The sequence below is a fragment of the Streptomyces sp. NPDC050560 genome, from assembly GCF_044457285.1.
Taxonomy (GTDB): Bacteria; Actinomycetota; Actinomycetes; order Streptomycetales; family Streptomycetaceae; genus Streptomyces.
In genome coordinates, this window is record NZ_JBITGT010000009.1 from 257,288 (window position 1) to 275,919 (window position 18,632).

The 18,632-nt window shown below is 73.8% G+C and carries 18 protein-coding genes; 6 read left to right on the plus strand and 12 right to left on the minus strand.

The genetic code is table 11. The features are described from left to right. Positions 1 to 82: 82 nt before the first annotated feature. The 4 genes from ACIBIW_RS22405 to ACIBIW_RS22420 form a co-directional block, all read right to left on the minus strand. The gene (locus ACIBIW_RS22405; RefSeq protein WP_399338722.1) at positions 83 to 988 is read right to left on the minus strand and encodes an ATP-binding cassette domain-containing protein; all 906 of its coding nucleotides are present in this window, start codon (positions 986 to 988) and stop codon (positions 83 to 85) included. Further along, entirely contained in the window at positions 985 to 2,049 is a 1,065-nt protein-coding gene (locus tag ACIBIW_RS22410; protein ID WP_399338723.1) for an ABC transporter permease, read from the minus strand. Before ACIBIW_RS22410 ends, ACIBIW_RS22405 begins: the two co-directional genes overlap by 4 nt. After that, positions 2,046 to 3,044, minus strand: a complete 999-nt coding sequence (locus tag ACIBIW_RS22415; RefSeq protein ID WP_399338724.1) for a sugar ABC transporter substrate-binding protein — start codon at positions 3,042 to 3,044, stop codon at positions 2,046 to 2,048. Before ACIBIW_RS22415 ends, ACIBIW_RS22410 begins: the two co-directional genes overlap by 4 nt. Before the next feature lie 291 nt (positions 3,045 to 3,335). After that, positions 3,336 to 4,085 (minus strand): GntR family transcriptional regulator, encoded by a 750-nt coding sequence (locus tag ACIBIW_RS22420; protein ID WP_399338883.1) that lies wholly within the window; start codon positions 4,083 to 4,085, stop codon positions 3,336 to 3,338. 116 nt (positions 4,086 to 4,201) lie between these two features. Here ACIBIW_RS22420 and ACIBIW_RS22425 point away from each other — a divergent pair, with 116 nt between their 5' ends. Beyond that, positions 4,202 to 5,221 carry a Gfo/Idh/MocA family oxidoreductase gene (locus tag ACIBIW_RS22425; protein WP_399338725.1) on the plus strand — a complete coding sequence of 340 codons (1,020 nt, stop codon included), beginning with the start codon at positions 4,202 to 4,204 and terminating at the stop codon, positions 5,219 to 5,221. A gap of 118 nt (positions 5,222 to 5,339) precedes the next feature. Here the strand turns inward: ACIBIW_RS22425 and ACIBIW_RS22430 are convergent, their stop codons facing one another. From ACIBIW_RS22430 to allB, 4 genes are all read right to left on the minus strand, one after another. Further along, the gene (locus ACIBIW_RS22430) at positions 5,340 to 5,762 is read right to left on the minus strand and encodes a ribonuclease domain-containing protein (RefSeq protein WP_399338726.1); all 423 of its coding nucleotides are present in this window, start codon (positions 5,760 to 5,762) and stop codon (positions 5,340 to 5,342) included. 207 nt (positions 5,763 to 5,969) lie between these two features. Then, positions 5,970 to 6,782 (minus strand): AIM24 family protein, encoded by an 813-nt coding sequence (locus ACIBIW_RS22435; RefSeq protein ID WP_399338727.1) that lies wholly within the window; start codon positions 6,780 to 6,782, stop codon positions 5,970 to 5,972. A gap of 202 nt (positions 6,783 to 6,984) precedes the next feature. Further along, on the minus strand, positions 6,985 to 8,145 hold the full coding sequence (gene alc / locus ACIBIW_RS22440) for an allantoicase (RefSeq protein ID WP_399338884.1): 1,161 nt from the start codon (positions 8,143 to 8,145) through the stop codon (positions 6,985 to 6,987). 11 nt (positions 8,146 to 8,156) lie between these two features. After that, complete coding sequence (gene allB, locus ACIBIW_RS22445; protein WP_399338728.1) at positions 8,157 to 9,539, minus strand: allantoinase AllB; 1,383 nt, start codon at positions 9,537 to 9,539, stop codon at positions 8,157 to 8,159. A 555-nt stretch (positions 9,540 to 10,094) separates the two neighbouring features. Here allB and ACIBIW_RS22450 point away from each other — a divergent pair. Next, on the plus strand, positions 10,095 to 10,874 hold the full coding sequence (locus ACIBIW_RS22450) for an IclR family transcriptional regulator (protein WP_399338729.1): 780 nt from the start codon (positions 10,095 to 10,097) through the stop codon (positions 10,872 to 10,874). Between the two features lie 123 nt (positions 10,875 to 10,997). Here the strand turns inward: ACIBIW_RS22450 and ACIBIW_RS22455 are convergent, their stop codons facing one another. Next, on the minus strand, positions 10,998 to 11,306 hold the full coding sequence (locus tag ACIBIW_RS22455; protein ID WP_399338730.1) for a DUF5955 family protein: 309 nt from the start codon (positions 11,304 to 11,306) through the stop codon (positions 10,998 to 11,000). 276 nt (positions 11,307 to 11,582) lie between these two features. On the opposite strand from ACIBIW_RS22455, the gene ACIBIW_RS22460 reads away from it, so the two are divergent. After that, a complete protein-coding gene (locus tag ACIBIW_RS22460) occupies positions 11,583 to 12,236 on the plus strand; it encodes an NTP transferase domain-containing protein (RefSeq protein ID WP_399338731.1) in 654 nt (217 codons plus the stop codon). Between the two features lie 280 nt (positions 12,237 to 12,516). Next, positions 12,517 to 14,148: a malate synthase A gene (aceB, locus tag ACIBIW_RS22465; protein ID WP_399338732.1), complete on the plus strand. Its 1,632-nt coding sequence runs from the start codon at positions 12,517 to 12,519 to the stop codon at positions 14,146 to 14,148. 112 nt (positions 14,149 to 14,260) lie between these two features. Here aceB and ACIBIW_RS22470 read toward each other — a convergent pair whose 3' ends face one another. Further along, complete coding sequence (locus ACIBIW_RS22470) at positions 14,261 to 14,632, minus strand: winged helix-turn-helix transcriptional regulator (RefSeq protein WP_399338885.1); 372 nt, start codon at positions 14,630 to 14,632, stop codon at positions 14,261 to 14,263. A gap of 86 nt (positions 14,633 to 14,718) precedes the next feature. On the opposite strand from ACIBIW_RS22470, the gene ACIBIW_RS22475 reads away from it, so the two are divergent. After that, on the plus strand, positions 14,719 to 15,630 hold the full coding sequence (locus ACIBIW_RS22475) for an NAD(P)-dependent oxidoreductase (RefSeq protein WP_399338733.1): 912 nt from the start codon (positions 14,719 to 14,721) through the stop codon (positions 15,628 to 15,630). A 48-nt stretch (positions 15,631 to 15,678) separates the two neighbouring features. Here ACIBIW_RS22475 and ACIBIW_RS22480 read toward each other — a convergent pair whose 3' ends face one another. Continuing rightward, positions 15,679 to 16,566 carry a HipA family kinase gene (locus tag ACIBIW_RS22480; protein WP_399338734.1) on the minus strand — a complete coding sequence of 296 codons (888 nt, stop codon included), beginning with the start codon at positions 16,564 to 16,566 and terminating at the stop codon, positions 15,679 to 15,681. Between the two features lie 129 nt (positions 16,567 to 16,695). Beyond that, positions 16,696 to 17,469: an SDR family oxidoreductase gene (locus ACIBIW_RS22485; protein ID WP_399338735.1), complete on the minus strand. Its 774-nt coding sequence runs from the start codon at positions 17,467 to 17,469 to the stop codon at positions 16,696 to 16,698. 317 nt (positions 17,470 to 17,786) lie between these two features. Between ACIBIW_RS22485 and ACIBIW_RS22490 the strand changes: the two genes are divergently transcribed. After that, entirely contained in the window at positions 17,787 to 18,584 is a 798-nt protein-coding gene (locus ACIBIW_RS22490; protein ID WP_399338736.1) for a 2,3-dihydro-2,3-dihydroxybenzoate dehydrogenase, read from the plus strand. The last annotated feature ends 48 nt before the right edge of the window (positions 18,585 to 18,632 follow it).

The following is an 18,632-nucleotide window of genomic DNA, read 5'->3' on the forward strand; positions in this document are numbered from 1 at the left end:
CGTCAGGCACACGCGCGGGTGAGGGACAGCGGACGGCGGCCCCGCGCGGGTGCGCAGGGGCCGCCGTCCGGGTCGGGGGCCGCTACTCCCCCGTCGCCGTGCCGCCGAGGTGGGCGGGGCTCGGGGCGCGCTCCAGGGCCTGCTCCAGGTCGTCCAGCTCGGAGCCGCCCGCCATCTCGCGGGTCAGCTCGTCGAGGGTGATGCCGGACCTGGGGTGGCTGCCGGACATCGCACCGCGCTTGAGCAGGATGAAGCGGTCCCCGACCAGGTAGGCGTGGTGGGGGTTGTGGGTGATCAGCACGACGCCGAGCCCGGCGTCCCGCGCGGCGGCCACGTACTTCAGCACCACCCCCGACTGCTTCACCCCGAGCGCCGCGGTCGGCTCGTCGAGCACGAGCACCTTCGCCCCGAAGTAGACGGCCCTGGCGATGGCCACGCACTGCCGCTCGCCGCCGGAGAGCGTGCCGATGGGCTGGTCGACGTCGCGCAGGTCGATGCCCATGCGCAGCAGCTCGGCATGGGTGGTGCGGCGCATCAGGTCGACGTCGAGCCGGGAGAAGGGGCCCCTGCCCTTGCGCGGCTCCGAGCCCAGGAAGAAGTTCCGCCACACCGGCATCAGCGGCACCACCGCCAGGTCCTGGTAGACGGTGGCGATGCCGCGGTCGAGGGCCTCGCGGGGCGAGCCGAGCCTGGTGTCCTCGCCGTCGATGCGCAGGGTGCCGCCGTCGTGCTGGTGGAGCCCCGCGACGACCTTGATGAGGGTGGACTTGCCGGCGCCGTTGTCGCCGAGCACACAGGTGATCTCGCCGCCGTGCACCGTGAGCGTCACGCCTTCGAGGGCGCGGATGTTGCCGTAGTACTTACTGACGTCGTCCAGCTCGACGAGCGCCGTGCGGTTGTCCGTGGCGGCCGTCGCGTCCCCGGCCGGTTTCTCCAGCCCTGGCGCCCTGTCCGCCTTGCCCGGTTCCATCGCCTTCTCCCCGCTCATGCCGTGGCCTCCGCCCTCTTGCGCACCCAGGCGTTGAGCAGGGTCGCCAGGAGCAGCATCGCGCCGAGGAAGAACTTGAACCAGTCCGGGTCCCACTCGGCGAACACGATGCCCTTGCTGGTCATGCCGAAGATCAGCGCGCCGACGGCGGAGCCGACCGCGGAGCCGTAGCCCCCGGTGATCAGGCAGCCTCCGATGACGGCGGCGATGATGTAGATCAGTTCGTTGCCGACGCCCTCGCCGGACTGGACCACGTCGAACGAGAACAGCAGGTGCTGGCCCGCGACCCAGGCGCCGAAGCCGACGCCCATGTAAAGGCCGATCTTGGTCCTGGCGACCGGGACGCCGACCGCGCGCGCCGCGTCCTTGCCGCCGCCCGCCGCGAAGATCCAGTTGCCGACGCGGGTGCGCAGCAGGACCCAGGTGGCGAGGGCGATCATGCAGATCCACCACAGGACGGTGACCTTGAGGTCGACGCCGCCGAGGGTGAGCGTGGAGGCGAAGAGGTCGTGGGCGGTGGAGAAGCCCTCCATGTCGGCGATGGACTTGGTGGACACCGTGCCGCTGATCAGCTTGGTGAAGCCGAGGTTCATCCCGGTCAGCATCAGATAGGTGCCGAGCGTGATGATGAAGCTGGGCAGCTTGGTGCGGGTGAGCATCCAGCCGTCGAAGGCGCCGATGGCGAGCGTCACCAGCAGGGAGACCCCGACGCCCACCCAGACGTTGGCGGTCATCTGGTAGCTGAACATCGACGACACCAGCGCGGAGGTGGTGACCAGCACGCCCGCCGACAGGTCGAACTCGCCGCCGATCATCAGCAGCGCCACCGGCACCGCCATGATCCCGATAGTGGACGACGCGTACAGCACGGTGGCAAGGCTCGACGCGTTCAGGAAGCTGTCGGCGGCGAACGCGAAGAACACGAAGACGGCGACGGCGCCGACCACCGAGCCCAGTTCCGGGCGGCCCAGCAGCCTGCGCAGCGGCGAGGTGCGCAGCAGCCGTTCATCGGGGGCGCCGGTGCCGGTCGAGGGGCCCGTGCCGGAGGCGGTGGCGGTCACCTGGTGCCCCGCTTCGCGTACTCGGCGAGGGCGCCCGCGTCCTTCTTCGTGATGATCTGCGGCCCGGTCAGCACGGCCTTGCCGCCGCCGAGCACGTCGGCGTTGTACTTGTACAGCCACAGCAGATCGATGGCCTGGTAGCCCTGGAGGTACGGCTGCTGGTCGACGGCGAAGCCGAGCGAGCCGTCCTGGAGGCCGCCCGCGACCTTGGCGTTGAGGTCGAAGGTGTCGATCTCGGCCTTGCTGCCCGCCTCCTGCCCGGCCTTGACGGCGGTGTCCGCGAACGGCGCGCCGAGGGTGACGACGGCGTCGATCGACTTGTCGGCCTGGAGCTTGGCCTGCACGGCGGACTGCACGTCGGGCATGTTGGTGCCGTCGACGTAGAGGTTCTGCATGCTGCCCTTGAAGTGGTCCTTGGCGCCCTGGCAGCGCTGTTCGAGGCCGACGTTGCCCTGTTCGTGGATGACGCAGAGGGCCTTCTTGCGGCCCCTGGAGTTGAGTTCGTCGCCGACCGCCTGGCCCGCGACGGTCTCGTCCTGCCCGATGTGGGTGAGCGCGCCGAACGCCTTGGACTCGGCGGCGCCGGAGTTCACGGTGATCACCGGGATGTGGGCCTTCACCGCGCGGGCGACCGCGGCCTTCATCGCGTCGGGCTTGGCGAGCGTCACGACGAGGCCGTCGACCTTCTTGTCGACGGCGGCGTCCACGAGCTGCGCCTGCTGCTGGGCCTCGGCGTCGTGCGAGTAGACGAAGTTGATGTTGTCTTTCACGGCGGCCTGCTTGGCGCCGCTCTGCACGATGTCCCAGAAGGTGTCGCCGTCTCCCGAGTGGGTGACCATCGCGAAGGTCCAGCGGGGCGTGTCGACGGCGGCCCTGCCCTTGGCGGCGGCGGCCTTGCGGGCGTCCTCCGCGCGTTTGCCGCCGGTGCTGCTGCATCCGGCGAGCGCGAGTGTCCCGACGAGCGCGATGCTCGTCCAGGTACGAAAGCGTGCCACGTGGCCATGCCTTTCTGCCGGGGGGACCGGCGGTGCCCTTCCGCCCCGCGCCGGGGGTGCGGCCCCGCCGCCGGTGGCGGTCGACGCCGCGGCTGCCGCGGTGGTGCCGCGGGTCATGACCCCGTGTTTTTAGCCGTGGTTCGCCGTGGCGTCAATGTCCTGCCCCCGCGAGAGCGCCGGAACGCCCCTGGCCCCGGGAACGGATCGATCACGACCTGGTCACGGTAGGGGCAAGGGCGCCCGGGGGACGGGGCGGGCGCGGCCCGTCGGCCGCCGCGGCGGGGCGGGGGTTCAGCCCCGTACCAGGAGCTGGAACTCGAACGAGTAGCGGGAGGCGCGGTAGGTGTGGGAGGCGTGCTCGACGGCGCGGCCGGTCTCGTCGAACGTGACGCGTTCCATGGTCAGCAGCGGGGCGCCGGGCTCCTCTGCGAGCCTCGCGGCCTCCTGTGCGGTGGCGGAGCGGGCGCCGACGGCCTGCCGGGCGCTGTGCAGGGTGACTCCGGCGGCGCGCAGCAGCCGGTAGAGGCCGGTCGACTCCAGGCGGGCGCTGTCGAGGTCGGCGAGGCCCGCGGGCAGGTGGTTGCTGAGGTAGGCGATGGGCTCGTCGTGGGTGAGCCGCAGCCGCTCGATGCGCCGCACCTCGTCGCCCTCGGGGACGCCGAGCGCGGCGGCGACCTCGGCGGGCGCGGGCACCAGCGAGTTGTCGACGACGCGGGTGGTCGGCCGCTGCCCGGCCGCCTCCAGGTCGTCGTAGAGGCTGCTGAGTTCGAGGGGCCGCTTGACGCGGCTGTGCACGACCTGGGTGCCGACGCCGCGGCGGCGCACCAGCAGCCCCTTGTCGACCAGGGTCTGGATGGCCTGCCGCACGGTGGGGCGCGACAGGCCGAGCCTGCCGGCCAGCTCGATCTCGTTGCCGAGGAGGGTGCCGGGGGTGAGCGCGCCGCGCTCGATGGCGGCTTCGAGCTGCTGCGCGAGCTGGAAGTAGAGCGGGACCGGGCTGCTGCGGTCCACGCCGAGCTGGAGCGAGACGGTCGGGTCCACCAGTGGCTTCGGCACGGTGCGAGCGTAACGGCGGGGGCTGATGACGGGAAGTCGTGAGGTTCGATTGTCAGGACAACCCATTGACAGGATGGAGGCGTCCGGCGAGGTTTGTACCCATGCGCATCGGACTGATCGGAACGGGCCGTATCGGCACCTTCCACGCTGCCGCACTCGTGCGGCACGGCGACGTAGGCTCCCTCGTCCTCACCGACGCGGACGGCGCGCGCGCCGCCGACCTGGCACAGCGCCTCGGGGCCACGGTGGCGCCCGGGGTGGACGACGTCTTCTCCTGGGGGGTGGACGCCGTGGTGATCACAACGGCCACCTCGGCGCACGCGGAGCTGATCGGCAGGGCGGCGCGCGCCGGTCTCCCGGTGTTCTGCGAGAAGCCGATCGCCCTCGACCTGCCGGGCACCCTCGCGGCGCTGCGCGAGGTGGACGCCACCGGCACCGTCCTGCAACTCGGCTTCCAGCGCCGCTTCGACGCCGGGTACACGGCGGCCAGGGAGGCGGTGCTCGCGGGGCGGCTCGGGCGGCTGCACACCGTCCGCGCGATGACGTCGGACCCGGCGCCGCCGCCCGCAGCGTATCTGCCGCTGTCGGGCGGCCTGTACCGGGACTGCCTGGTCCACGACTTCGACGTCCTGCGGTGGGTGACGGGGCGTGAGGTGACGGAGGTGTACGCGGCGGGCTCCGACGCGGGGCCCGCGATGTTCCGCGAGGCGGACGACGTGGACACGGCGGCCGTGCTGCTGACGCTGGACGACGGGGCGCTCGCCACCGCGACGGCGACCCGCTGCAACGGCGCGGGCTACGACGTCCGTATGGAGCTTGCCGGGGAACGCGACCAGATCGCGGTCGGGCTCGACGACCGTACGCCGATCGCCTCCACGGAACCGGCCGGGCCGCCCGCCGCCGACAAGCCGTGGACCGGGTTCCTGGAGCGGTTCGCGCCCGCGTACGAGGCCGAACTCGCGGCGTTCGTGGACGTGGTGGCGGGCCGCAGGGAGAACCCCTGCGACGGCCGTGAGGCGCTGCGGGCGCTCAGGGTGGCGGAGGCGTGCGAGGTCTCGCGGCGCGAGCACCGCCCGGTGCGGCTGACGGAGATCGCGGGGGGCGAGTTGCTGGGGGCGTGAGCCGCCCGTCCGCTCCGGGCCGCGGGGCGTGGCGTTCTCCCGGGCCGCCGGGGGCACGGTCTCGCCCCGCGGCCTGTCGGTGTGGGGGGTCCGCGGGGCGAGAGATGTGGGTGGGGGGTCAGCAGTCGAAGTCGACCAGGTCGAACGACTCGTAGTGGTCGGCGGTGTAGTAGTCCTCGTCGGTGGCCTGGCCGGCGATGATGCGGCGGGCGCCGCGGTCGGGCGAGCCCGGGGTCTCCACGGTGTACTCGTGGTAGTAGCCGTTGCTCTGCTGGGGCAGCAGGCCCTCGCGATTCTCGAAGACGCCGTCGTCCTGGGGGTACGGGTAGGGGCCGCCCTGGTCGATCAGGTCGAGGGTGTCATGGGCCTGGGAGGGCAGGTCGGAGTAGCAGATGTCGCCGACGGCCAGCACGCGCGCGTGCGCGGTGACGGCGGTGGTGGCGGTGTGGGGGGTGGGGGCCGCGATCGCGGCGGCCGAGCCGCCGAAGAGGAGTGCGGCCGAGACTGCCGAGACGCTGAGAATGCGTGTGGGGATTCGCATGGCTCCTAGCATGACGCGCGTAGAGCATGGCATGTCAACGTCAATGCGGCGGCTTCTTCGAAATTTGGACATGGGTTGGCCCCGGGTTCGCCCGGCGTTCGAGCGGGCCCCGGGGCCGCCGGAGCCGGCGGACACGGGGGAAACGGCAGGTCGGCGGGGTGTACGCGGGGTGCGGACGGGTTGAGGCGTGCGGTCCGTCCGCCGGGGCTAGCCCGCGTGTGTGGAGAACATCCCGCCGGTCGGCCCCTGCTTGTCGCCGCCCTGGGCCTTCTTGAGGGCGTTGGCCAGGCCCTCGATGGTGAGGGACTGAAGGATGACGCGGCCCTGGCCCTCCAGGGTGGCGAGGGACAGGCCCTCGCCGCCGAAGACGGCGTTCATGATCCCCTGGCGGTTGAGGCCGCCGACGCGCTGGACGCCGTACCTGATGCCCTCCTCGAAGGCGACGACGCAGCCGGTGTCGACCTCGATACGGCCCCCGAAGTCGGCGGGGTCGAGGTCGATGAAATTGCCCGCGCCGCAGATGATCACGGTGCCGAGGCCGGTGAACTTCTCCAGGATGAAGCCCTCGCCGCCGCTCATGCCGGTGCGCCCGCCCTGGAAGGCGATGCCGAACTCGACGGTGGACTCGGCCGCGACGAAGGCGTCCTTCTCGGCGAACCAGGCCCGCGAGCCGTTCAGTTCCAGGGCGCGCATCTCGCCGGGCAGCACCCCGGCGAAGCCCACCGTGCCCTCGCCCTGCGAGGTGAAGTACTGGAAGGCGAGCGACTCCCCGGCGAGCGCCCGCTGCCCCACCTGCATCGCGGTGCCCATGGCCTGGCGGAGCATGCCGCCCATGCCGCCGCCCCCGCCGCCCTGCGGGGAGCGCTGGCCGCCGCCGGGGCCGCCGAGACGGGTCTCCATCGATACGTTCGCCGTCTTGAAGAGGAACTTTCCCGCCTCGCAGTAGACCGTCTGGCCGGGCTTGAGGCTGACGACGGCCATCTGCATCGCATTGCCGACGATCTCTTGTTGCAGGGTCACGGCCGCTCTCCTCGACGCGCGTGTGTCGAACCGTACGCGCCCCATGCCCGGGGCCCGTACGGCTGGCTGGTTCAGTGGGACAACGACGCGGACCGCCGGAGAGGTTCCGGTCGTCCGGGTACGGATTGCGTCCCGGAAGACGGTACCGCTCCCCCGCCCGCGCGCACCGGTGAACGGCTCCCACGCGCGCGGGGCCGCGGGGTCAGCCGCCGAGCGTGCGGTGGCGCTCGGCGAGGGCGGCCGCACCGCGCGTGGTGAGGCTGCCGTGCAGGCGGAGCCGGGAGACGCCGCCGTCGGGGAAGATGTCGATACGCGCGTGTGTGCCGACGGCGGGCGCGGGGAGCACGAAGCGGTGGTTGGTGTCGGGCTGGAGCCTGGTGCGGGGCAGGAGCTGCGTCCAGGGCCCGTCGGCGCCCTCGCGCAGCGAGACGGAGGCCCAGCCCGCGGCGTTGCCCCGGTAGCAGGCGGTGTCGATCTCCACGGCGCGCACCTCCGCCTCCGCGGTGAGCGCGTACGCGACCCAGTCGTGCCCGTGGTCGCGGCGGCGGCGGGTCTCCCAGCCCTCGTGCATGGCGCGGGAGCGGCCGTACCCGATGGTGTGGGCCGCGGGCGAGAAGAAGTGGTCGGATGAGTCCTCGACCCGGCCGCCGTTGGCCTCGGCGAGCACGTCGAAGGTGCCGAGCGCGGCGAGCCAGCCGGGGTCGGGCAGCACCTCGCCGTACACCCGCAGCCGGGCGATGCCGCCGTCGGGGAACTGGTTGAGCCGCAGGTGGGTGAAGCGGCGCGGGACGTCGACGGCGAAGCCGTTGGCGGCGTGGCCGCCGACCGGGGTGCGGGGCACGAGCGTGGTCCAGCGCACCGTGTCCGCGGCCAGTTCCTCGGGCCCCGGGGTGCCGTCGGCCGCGGTGGCCTCGACGGAGACGGCGGCCGGGTGGTTGCCGCGGAAGTGCGCGGTGTCGACGACGACGCCGTGCACCACGCCCGGCGCGCCGAGCCGCACCAGCGCCCAGTCGTGGTCGGCGTCGTCGGGCCAGGGGTGTTCGGGGTCGGGGCCGCGGCGGCGCCTGGTCTCCCAGCCGTCCATGATCTTGCCCTTGGGCCCGAAGAGCCCGGGGTCGAAGACGGCGGGCGCGGCGGCGATGAGGTTCTCGCGGGAGGCGAAGAACTCGTCGCCCGCGGCGATGACGCCGGCGCCGAGGCCGGGGGCGGCGAGGTCGGTGAGCCGGGCGAAGGGGAGGTCGGCGGAGCGGTAGTCGGCGTACGGGTCGCCGGTGGTGTAGGGCGCGGCGTCGCCGGTGAAGGCGAGCGCGGGTGTCCGGGGCGCGGACGCGCCGGGGGCGTCGGGGGTGTCGGGGGCGGGGATGCCGGGGGCCGTCACTGTGATCCGTTGTTCCTTTCCAGTAGCTGTCCCGAGGGCCCGGTGAAGGCGGGTCCCCCGGCGGCGTCGTACACGCGCCGCCCGCGCAGCCAGGTCGCCCGGACCACGCCGTGCAGGGTGCGGCCCGCGTAGGCGGTCACGGGGTTGCGGTGCTGGAGCGCGGCGGGGTCGACGGTGAAGGTCTCCTCGGGGGCGAGGGCGGTGAGGTCCGCGTCCCTGCCGGGCGCGATGGCGCCCTTGTGGGCGAGGCCGGCGAGGGCGGCGGTGCGGGCGGACATCCAGCGGGCCAGGTCGTCGAGGGTGTGGCCGCGGCGGCGCGCCTCGCTCCAGACGACGGGCAGGCCGAGCTGGAGCGAGGAGATGCCGCCCCAGGCGGTGGCGAAGTCGGCGGTCTTCAGGTCGGGGGTGGCGGGCGAGTGGTCGCTGACCACGCAGTCGACGGTGCCGTCCGCGAGCGCCGCCCACAGCAGGTCACGGTTGGCGGCCTCCCGGATCGGCGGGCAGCACTTGAACGCGCTGGCGCCGTCGGGGACCTCCTCGGCGGTGAGGGCGAGGTAGTGCGGGCAGGTCTCGGCGGTGACGCGGACCCCGGCGCGGCGGGCGGCGGCGACGGCGGGCAGCGCGGCGGCCGAGGAGAGGTGCAGGATGTGCACGCGGGTGCCGAGGGCGGCGGCCAGTTCGAGCAGGGTCGCGATCGCGGCGTCCTCGCTGCCGGGCGGCCTGCTGTCGAGGAAGTCGGCGTAGCGCGGGCCGCCGCCGGGCGGCGCCGCGGCGAGCGCGGCCGGGTCCTCGGCGTGCACGATGAGCAGCCCGTCGAAGGCCGCGATCTCCTTCATGGCGGCGGCGAGTCCCGTGCGGTCGAGTTCGGGGAACTCCTCGACGCCCGAGGGCGACAGGAAGCACTTGAAGCCGAAGACGCCCGCGTCGTGCAGCGGCCGCAGATGCGCCGTGTTGTCCGGTACGGCGCCGCCCCAGAAGCCGACGTCGACGTGGGCCTGGTCGCGGGCGACCGCGCGCTTGGTGTGCAGATGGGGGACGGTGGTGGTGGGCGGGAGGCTGTTGAGCGGCATGTCGACGAGGGTGGTGACGCCGCCCGCGGCCGCGGCCCTCGTGGCGGTCCAGAAGCCCTCCCACTCGGTGCGTCCCGGGTCGTTGACGTGGACGTGGGTGTCCACGAGCCCGGGCAGCAGCGCGGTGTCGCCGAGGTCTTCGAGGCGGGCGCCGGGGGGCGGCGGCGCGTCGTGGGGCAGGACGGCCGCGATCCTGCCGTCCCGCCCCACGGCCACCGTGGCGGGGCGGGTGCCGTCGGGCAGGACGGCGCGGGTGGAGCGCAGCACCAGGTCGGGCGGGTGCGCCCCGGCTGCTCGGGGTTCCGGCATGCGGGCTGCTTTCTGTCGTCGCGGTCGGCCCGCAGGGCGCGGGCCGGGGTGGGCATGCGGGCCTGTGGGCCCGTCAAGGGTGCCGTGTGGGGCGGGCGGATGCCGGGCGGCAGGGCTGTCGGTGTGTGCGGCGGGTCGGGGGCCGAGGGGCGGGCGGCCCGCCCGGCTCTCCATCGCCCGGCCGCCCGCCGTGGCCGGTGGCGCCGCGGCGCCCCTTCGGCGACGGGTCCGCGCCGGAGCGCCCTTCAGTCCCGCCCCGGAGCATCGACTTCAACGTTCTGTTGAAATTCTTGCCGTCACCCCCGGCTCCGTCAAGGCCCCCGGCCCCCACGGGCGGCCACCCCGTACCGTGCTGGACTTTTCCGTTTAGTGGAAATAGAATTCCGCAATTACGCCTGTGGCTTGCTGAGGAAGGCGTCTCCGCCACGGACACGGACGGGGGACGCGGCGGGACCGGCCGCCGTTCGGCGGGGTCCCGCGCGACCCACGCCCCCGCCCCCGCGGCGCCCGCCCGATAAGCTGCTGCCTTGCCCGCAAGCCCGAAAGGAACGCGCAGTGCCGACGCCAGACACCAGCGCCACCGACACCGCACGGCCGACCGGCGGCGTCCAGTCCCTTGAGCGCGCCTTCGACCTGCTGGAGAGGATGGCGGACGCCGGGGGCGAGGTCGGCCTGAGCGAGCTCTCCACCAGCAGCGGACTCCCGCTGCCGACGATCCACCGGCTGATGCGCACCCTGGTCGCCTGCGGCTACGTACGCCAGCAGCCCAACCGCCGCTATGCGCTCGGCCCCCGGCTCATCAGGCTCGGCGAGTCCGCGTCCCGGCTGCTCGGCACCTGGGCGCGGCCGTACCTCGCCCGGCTCGTGGCGGAGACGGGCGAGACCGCGAACATGGCGCTGCTCGACGGCGACGAGGTCGTCTATGTGGCGCAGGTGCCGTCGAAGCACTCGATGCGGATGTTCACCGAGGTCGGCCGCCGGGTGCTGCCGCACGCGACGGGCGTCGGCAAGGCGCTGCTCGCCCAGCTCCCGCCCGACGAGGTACGGGCGCTGCTCGCGCGCACCGGGATGCCCGCGACGACGGACCGCACCATCACGACCCCGAACGCGTTCCTCGCCGCGCTCGACGAGGTCAGGCGGCAGGGGTACGCGATGGACGACAACGAGCAGGAGATCGGGGTGCGTTGCCTCGCGGTGACGGTGCCGGGCTCGCCGACCGCCGCGGCGATCTCCATCTCGGGCCCCGCGGGCCGCCTCACCGAGGGCGCCACCGAGGAGATCGTGCCCGTGCTGCGGGACGTCGCGGTGGAACTTGCGGGGGCGCTCGCGGGCTGAGGGGCCGTCATGCGCGGCCCTTGCGCGGCGGCCCGCCGGGGACCGTAGGGTTTCGGCCACGGCGGCGCGGGGCGGGGACCGCGCCCCGTCCGGGCGGACACGACCCCCGCCGCACTCCTCGCCTCACTCCTCGTGCCCGAACTCCTCCACCGCCGCGCGCACGTCCGCGAGGCCCCCGGCGAGCGCGCTCACCGAGCCCATCGCCCCGGCCACGAGCAGCAGCGAGCGGCGCAGCCTGCGCACCTCCGGGTGCCCCTCGAAGGCCATCGCGGCCAGGGCGGCCAACTCGTCCTCGGCGATCCCCCGGTCGGCGAACTCCACCGGGTACGCGGCGAGTTCGCGCCGCAGACAGGTCACTGCCGCCCGCAGCCCCACCACCCGCCGGTCGCTGTCGCCCCCGCCGCGCGCCGGTCTCTGGGCACGTTTCCCCACGCTCTGCACCACAGCCCTCCCCCCCCTCGACGGCCCAGGGCGGCTCCCCGAGGGGTGTGGCTTCACCCGGAGCCGCCGCCAGTAAATCGCCCCGTGGCCGGTTCGCGCCACAGACAGGACCAAATTCAACTTCCCTGTAGCGGAGGTGAATCGGCATGTTCACCTGCCCGCTCCCGCGGTCACCCGTCGGGCCGTGACGGGGCGTCAGCCGACGCCGCGCGCCCGCGACGGCGGGGACGGGCCGAACGGGGCGAGTCCGTGCGGTATGCAGGAGCCATGACGAACATGGCACAGCCGGCGCGTGAGGGCGCCGGGGACGAGGGCGGGGCGGGCAGCGCGCCGCGCCCGGAGGTGGTGGGGCTGGTGCTCGCCGCGGGCGGCGGGCGGCGGCTCGGGGGGCGGCCCAAGGCGCTGCTGGAGCACGGGGGCCGCACGCTCGCCGAGCACGCGGTGGGCACGCTGCGCGCGGGCGGCGTCGGACGGGTGCACGTGGTGGTGGGCGCGGCGGCGTCCGCGGTGCGCGCCCTGCCGGGCCTCGCCGACTGCGTCCTCGTCGAGAACCCCGCCTGGCAGGAGGGCATGGGCACGTCCCTGCGGGCGGGGCTCGACTCGCTCGGGGACACCGGCGCCACGGCCGCGCTCGTCCTGCTGGTGGACCAGCCCGGCATCACTTCCGAGGCGGTCGCCCGGGTCCGCGAGGCGGTCGAAGGACCCGCCGTGCTTGCCGCCGCGACATACGACGGGCGCCGGGGCCATCCGGTGCTGCTCGGCGCCGACCACTGGCGGCCCGCCGCCGACTCCGCCGAGGGCGACCGCGGCGCCCGCGCCTACCTCGCCCGGCACTCCGCGGCGCTCGCCCTGGTGCCCTGCGACGGAGTGGCCGCGCCCTACGACATCGACGTGCCGGCGGATCTCGACCGCCTGGACTGAGCGGAGGCGTAGGCCCTCGGCGGGCGTCGGCCGCGCCCTCAACTGGCTGGCACCGGGGGCCAGAACGGCTCGATGGAGAGATTCTCGACATCGACACACATTGAACTTCCACTATAAGGAAACTAATATCCACTGTTCAGAAGCCCTGTCGGGTCGGCGCACTCCCCGCGCGGGAGCCGCGCCACGGCGTGTACCGCGTCGGCCTGGCACCGGGTGCCAGGCCCGCGCACCATGGGTCGGGCACCCGCACCGCACAGTCCGCCGAAGGAAGTGACGTCTCATGTCCGCACCAGCGCCGTCCCCGCTGGCCATCGTCGACGCAGCGCCCCTGCCGCGACAGGAGGAGGTGCTGACGGAGCAGGCCCTCGCCTTCCTGACCGAGCTGCACCGCCGCTTCACCCCGCGCCGCGACGAGCTCCTCGCGGCGCGCGCCGAGCGGCGCGCCGAGATCGCCCGCACCGCCACCCTGGACTTCCTCCCGGAGACCGCGGACGTGCGCGCCGACGACTCCTGGCGCGTCGCCCCCTCCCCCGAGGCGCTGAACGACCGCCGGGTGGAGATCACCGGCCCCACCGACCGCAAGATGACCATCAACGCGCTCAACTCGGGCGCCCGGGTGTGGCTCGCGGACTTCGAGGACGCCTCGGCGCCCACCTGGGAGAACGTGGTCCTCGGGCAGCTCAACCTGATCGACGCGTACGAGCGCCGCATCGACTTCACGGACCCCGCGAGCGGCAAGTCGTACGCCCTGAAGGACCCGGCGGAACTGGCCACCGTCGTGACCCGGCCGCGCGGCTGGCACCTGGACGAGCACCACCTCCAGATCGACGGCCGCCCGGTGCCCGGCGCTCTTGTCGACTTCGGGCTCTACTTCTTCCACAACGCGCGGCGGCTGCTCGACCTCGGCAAGGGCCCGTACTTCTACCTGCCCAAGCTGGAGTCCCACCTCGAAGCGCGGCTGTGGAACGACGTCTTCGTCTTCGCGCAGGACCACCTCGGCATCGCCCAGGGCACCGTCCGCGCGACCGTCCTCATCGAGACGATCACCGCCGCCTACGAGATGGAGGAGATCCTCTACGAGCTGCGCGACCACGCCTCAGGGCTCAACGCGGGCCGCTGGGACTACCTGTTCTCCATCGTGAAGAACTTCCGCGACGGCGGCGCCCGCTTCGTGCTGCCGGACCGCAACGCGGTCACGATGACGGCCCCGTTCATGCGCGCGTACACCGAACTGCTCGTGCGCACCTGCCACAAGCGCGGGGCGCACGCCATCGGCGGCATGGCGGCGTTCATCCCGTCCCGCCGCGACCCCGAGGTCAACAAGGTGGCCTTCGAGAAGGTGCGCGCGGACAAGGACAGGGAGGCCGGGGACGGCTTCGACGGCTCCTGGGTGGCCCACCCGGACCTGGTGCCGATCGCCATGGAGTCCTTCGACAAGGTCCTCGGGGAGCGGCCGAACCAGAAGGAGCGGCTGCGCGAGGAGGTGTCGGTGGCGGCCGCCGACCTGATCGCGGTGGACTCCCTGGACGCGAAGCCGACGTACGAGGGCCTGGTGAACGCGGTGCAGGTCGGCATCCGCTACATCGAGTCCTGGCTGCGCGGCGCGGGCGCCGTCGCCATCTTCAACCTGATGGAGGACGCCGCGACCGCCGAGATCTCCCGCTCCCAGATCTGGCAGTGGATCAACGCGGGCGTCGTCGTCGAGCACGACGGGAAGCCGCTGACGGTGACGGCCGAGGCGGTCCGCGCGCTCGCGGCGGACGACCTGGCGTCGCTCCGCGCCGAGCTGGGCGAGGAGGCGTACGGTGCGGGACGCTGGCAGGAGGCGCACGACATCCTGCTCCAGGTCGCCCTGGACGAGCACTACGCGGACTTCCTCACCGTCCCCGCGTACGAGCGGCTGAAGCGGTAGGCACAGCCGGGGCGGGCAGCCCACGCAGGAGAGGCCGTCCCGTGCTCCACGGGGCGGCCTCTCCTGCGGTGAACAGCGACCCGGTGGCCGCGCGGTGCCGACGGCTCGTGACCTACGGGGCGGGGGACTCGGGGATGTCCGCCGCTTCGAGGTGTTCCCGGCGCACGCGCTCCCTCCCCCACGCGCCGAGCGGGCGCAGTGCCTCGTCGAGGGAGACGCCCGCCTCGGTGAGGGAGTACTCGACCCTCGGCGGCACCTCCGCGTACACCTCGCGGTGGACGAGTCCGTCCTCCTCCATCTGGCGGAGGTGCTGGGTGAGCACCTTCTCGCTCACGCCCGGGAGCGCGCGGCGCAGCTCGGCGAAGCGCCGGGTGCCGTGGGCGTGCAGCTCCCAGAGGACCAGGCCCTTCCACTTCCCGCTGACGACGTCAAGGGCGGCGTCGATACCGCAGATGTACGGCCCGCGCCGCGGCGCCTTCGCCATCGTGACCTCCTCGCTCACCGAACGGTAAGTACCCCACAAGTGAGTGGGTACTTCCCGCTCGACGGTGTTCCGCCCAGCATGGGGGCATGCGAACGACATCCACGACCCCGCCCGCGCGGACCGGCGTCACGCTGCTCGGACTCGGAGCCATGGGCAGTGCCCTTGCCGCGCGGCTCCTCGGCGAGGGCCACCCGGTGACCGTGTGGAACCGGACCCCCGGACGTGCCACCGCCCTCGTCGAGCGCGGCGCCGAGTCCGCCGACGCGGTCGCCGAAGCGGTCACCGCGCGGCCCCTGATCGTGGCCTGCCTGCTCAGGCACCCCTCGGTGCACGAGACCCTGGACCCCGTCGTCGACGGGCTGCGCGGCCGTACCCTGGTCAACCTCACGACCACCACCCCGGTCGAGGCACGCGAGCTCGCCGCCTGGGCCGCCGGGTACGACATCGCGTACCTGGACGGTGCGATCCTCGCGGTGCCCGCCATGATCGGCACCCCCGGGGCGCAGATCTTCTACAGCGGCTCGCAGCCGGTGTACGAGCGGTACCGCGGCGTCTTCGACGCCTGGGCGACGAGCACCTACGACGGCCGGGACGCGGGCATGGCGTCCCTGATCGACCTCGCGATGCTGTCGGGCATGTACCAGATGTTCGCGGGCTTCTTCCACGGCGCGGCCATGGTCGGTTCTGAGGGGATGACCGCGGCCCGGTTCGCCGCCCGCACGGCACCGTTCCTCAGCGCCATGACCAATGGGCTCGCCGCCCACGCACGCGTCATCGACGGCGGCGACTACACCGCCCCCGGACAGCAGAGCCTGGAGTTCTCCGACCTGTCCCACCTGGTGCGCGCCAGCGAGGAGCAGGGCGTGGACCCGACGCCGATCGCGGCGGTGCAGACGCTGATCAGCCGTCAGATCGGCGCGGGGCACGGTTCCGAGGGCCTGGCACGCGTCTACGAGAGCCTGCGCGCGGAGGCCGCTGCCACCTCCGGGCACGCCTAGGAGGCGGCGGGGCCGGGGTGGAGGCGCGCCGAAGCGGCCTCCGCTCCCTCAGCCCTGCTGTCCCCCGCCGAGGTCGGGCACCCTGCGCAGCCATCGGGGGCGGCCCGCCTCGGTGGCCGCGGCGCGGCGGGCGTCCTCCGCCACCAGCTCCCCCGGGGTGGGGAACGCGCGCGGCAGCCATGCCTCGGAGGCGCGGGCGCGGGCCGCGAGGTGGGGGACGTAGGCGTCCCGCAGCTCCCCCGGGCCCGCGAAGCCGTCCTCGCCGGTCAGCCAGCCGTCCGGGACCAGTTCGGCGACCTCGCGCAGCAGCGCCTCGGTGACCAGCGGCGCGAGCTGCGCGTCGGCGGCCCCGGTGTCGGGTCCGTAGCGTCCGAGCGCATGGTGGCGGAAGTCGTACGCCCTGGTCACGGCGGACGCCGCGGACTCCCAGCGGTGGTGGAAGACCAGGGCGGCGCCGTGGTCGATGAGCCACAGGCGGCGCGGCAGCCGGTCGAAGGTGGGCCAGACCATCAGGTTGGAGCTGTGCACCGTGCGGTCCACGTTGGCGGTGAGCGCGTCGAGCCACACCACCTTGCCCGCCTCCAGCGGTGTCACGTCCACCGCGGTGTCCGGGGTGAAGTCGAGCGCGCCCGGCAGCAGGTCCATGCCGAGGTTGAGCCCCGCGCTCGCCCGCAGCAGATCCTGCACCTCCTGGTGCGGCTCCGCCGCGGCCACCGCGGGGTCGAAGTCCACGAGCACGAGGCGCGGCACCCGCAGCCCGAGGCGGCGCGCCAGCTCCCCCACGATGACCTCGGCGATGAGCGCCTTGCGCCCCTGCGCGGAGCCCGTGAACTTGACGACGTACGTGCCCAGGTCGTCCGCCTCGACGACGCCGGGCAGCGAGCCGCCGCCGTGCAGCGGCTCGACGTAGCGCGTGGCGGTGACCCGCGTCAGCATCGTCCCGCCCTGTGCAGCATCCCAGCCCCCGTTCCCGCCTCCGGCATGAGTGAGCATAGTAACCGAGCGTGACAGACGGGGTGGCGCCGCCCGTCACATGGTGCCCGGCCGCCCGGAGTCCCGCGGGGGTCACACCGTTCGTACGGTGTCCCCGTCCACCCGCAGCTCGGCGCCGGTGATCGCGCCCGCCCGGGGGGAGAGCAGGTAGAGGACCGCCGAGGCGACCTCCTCCGGTTCCGCGGGGCGGCCCAGGGGGACACCGCCCAGTGAGTCCATGATCCGCTGCCGGGCCGCGGGGCGGTCGACGCCCGCCGCCCGGGCGATCCGCTCCACCAGGCCCTCGGCGCCCTCGGTGCGGATCCAGCCGGGCGAGACGGTGTTCACCCGCACCCCGCTCCCTGCGACCTCCACCGAGAGGCCCTTGCTGTATGTGGCGAGGGCCGCCTTGGCGGCCGCGTAGGCCAGGGTGGACTCCCACAGCGGCTGCTGGCGCTGGATCGAGGTCACATGCACGATCGCACCGCGCCCCCGGGCGACCATCCCGGGCACCAGCGCCCGGTCGACGCGTACCGCGCCCAGGAGGTTGAGCGAGAGGTCGGCGTGCCAGGCGTCGTCGTCCAGTGCCGCGTAGCCGCCCGCGGGTGCGCTCGATCCGCCGGCCACATGGGCGACGAGGTCGATCTCCTGGTCCCGGAGGGCCGCACGGACGGTCTCGGCCCCGGCGGCCGTCGTGATGTCCGCGGCGATGAAGTGGTCGGGGTCGTCGTAGCCGTCCGGCATGGTGCGGGCGCTTGCCCACACGGTCGCGCCCCCGGCGCGCAGCAGCCCGGCCGTCGCGGCGCCGAGGCCCCGGGACCCGCCCGTGACCAGTGCGGCCGAGCCCTCGAAAAGTGAAGTCGTCATGGTGAGTGCCTTTCGCTCGCACTCCACCCTCGACGTTCCCCTCGGGGGAAGGTCAACGGCGTCCTGGCGGCCCCGCCCCCACCGTCGACGTAGGTTAGCCTAACCTAAGTAGGCCCGCCGGTTCGGGGCGGCCCCCTGGGTGACGCATGTCCGCATACGCGTCGACGCCCGCGAAGGCCCCCTCCCGGACCGCACCTTCGAACTACGGAGTTCCTGGCCATGGCGCCGTACCAGACCCCCTCCCGCCTCCGCACCGCCACCGTGGCGGCGCCGCCGACCGCGGCGGTGCCGGGCGGCATCCGAAAGGCCACGGTCAAGTGAGCGCCGACGCCCCCGTGGCCCCGGAACTCGCCGGGCGGCTCGCCCTGGTGACGGGCGCCGCGCGCGGCATCGGGGAGGCGGTGGTACGCGCGCTCGTCGAGCGCGGCGCCCGCGTCGTCGCCACCGATGTGGCCGCTGACGGGGTGGCGAAGCTCGCCGCCGACCTCCCCGGCGCGGTCGTGCACCGCGCCCTGGACGTGACCGACGCGGCGGCCGTCGAGGCGCTCGTCGCCGACGTCGAGGAGGGGACCGGGCCGCTGGACATCGCCGTCAACGTGGCCGGTGTGCTGTGGAGCGCGCCGGTGGCGGAGCTGACCGACGAGCAGTGGGCCGCCACCTTCGCGGTCAACACCGGCGGTGTGATGCATGTCTCGCGCGCCGTCACCCGCCGCATGGCCGCACGGCGGCGGGGCGCGGTCGTCACCGTCGCCTCCAACGCCGCCGGGGTGCCCAGGGCCGGGATGTCCGCCTACGCCGCGTCGAAGGCGGCGGCGGTGATGTTCACCAGGTGCCTCGGGCTTGAGGTCGCCCCGAGCGGGGTGCGGTGCAACACCGTCTCGCCCGGTTCCACCCTCACCGACATGCAGCGGGGGCTGTGGACGGGCGCGGAGGAGGACGCGGCACGCCGTGTCATCGAGGGGGACCTCGCGTCCCACCGCACCGGCATCCCGCTCGGCCGGATCGCGGACCCCGCCGACATCGCCGACGCCGTGGCGTTCCTCGCCTCCGACCGCGCCCGCCACATCACCATGCACGACCTGTACGTGGACGGCGGCGCGACCCTGCGGGCCTGAAAGGCCACGGACCGCAGCCTCCCGCGCCGCACCGCCGGACGCCGGACG

Excerpts from the sequence above, each read along its gene's own strand:
- ACIBIW_RS22480 (WP_399338734.1), bottom strand. The coding sequence starts at position 16,566 with ATGCTGACGCGGGTCACCGCCACGCGCTACGTCGAGCCGCTGCACGGC.
- ACIBIW_RS22425 (WP_399338725.1), top strand. The coding sequence starts at position 4,202 with ATGCGCATCGGACTGATCGGAACGGGCCGTATCGGCACCTTCCACGCT.
- ACIBIW_RS22470 (WP_399338885.1), bottom strand. The coding sequence starts at position 14,632 with ATGGCGAAGGCGCCGCGGCGCGGGCCGTACATCTGCGGTATCGACGCC.
- ACIBIW_RS22430 (WP_399338726.1), bottom strand. The coding sequence starts at position 5,762 with ATGCGAATCCCCACACGCATTCTCAGCGTCTCGGCAGTCTCGGCCGCA.
- allB (WP_399338728.1), bottom strand. The coding sequence starts at position 9,539 with ATGCCGGAACCCCGAGCAGCCGGGGCGCACCCGCCCGACCTGGTGCTG.
- ACIBIW_RS22485 (WP_399338735.1), bottom strand. The coding sequence starts at position 17,469 with ATGACGACTTCACTTTTCGAGGGCTCGGCCGCACTGGTCACGGGCGGG.
- ACIBIW_RS22475 (WP_399338733.1), top strand. The coding sequence starts at position 14,719 with ATGCGAACGACATCCACGACCCCGCCCGCGCGGACCGGCGTCACGCTG.
- aceB (WP_399338732.1), top strand. The coding sequence starts at position 12,517 with ATGTCCGCACCAGCGCCGTCCCCGCTGGCCATCGTCGACGCAGCGCCC.
- ACIBIW_RS22460 (WP_399338731.1), top strand. The coding sequence starts at position 11,583 with ATGACGAACATGGCACAGCCGGCGCGTGAGGGCGCCGGGGACGAGGGC.
- ACIBIW_RS22405 (WP_399338722.1), bottom strand. The coding sequence starts at position 988 with ATGAGCGGGGAGAAGGCGATGGAACCGGGCAAGGCGGACAGGGCGCCA.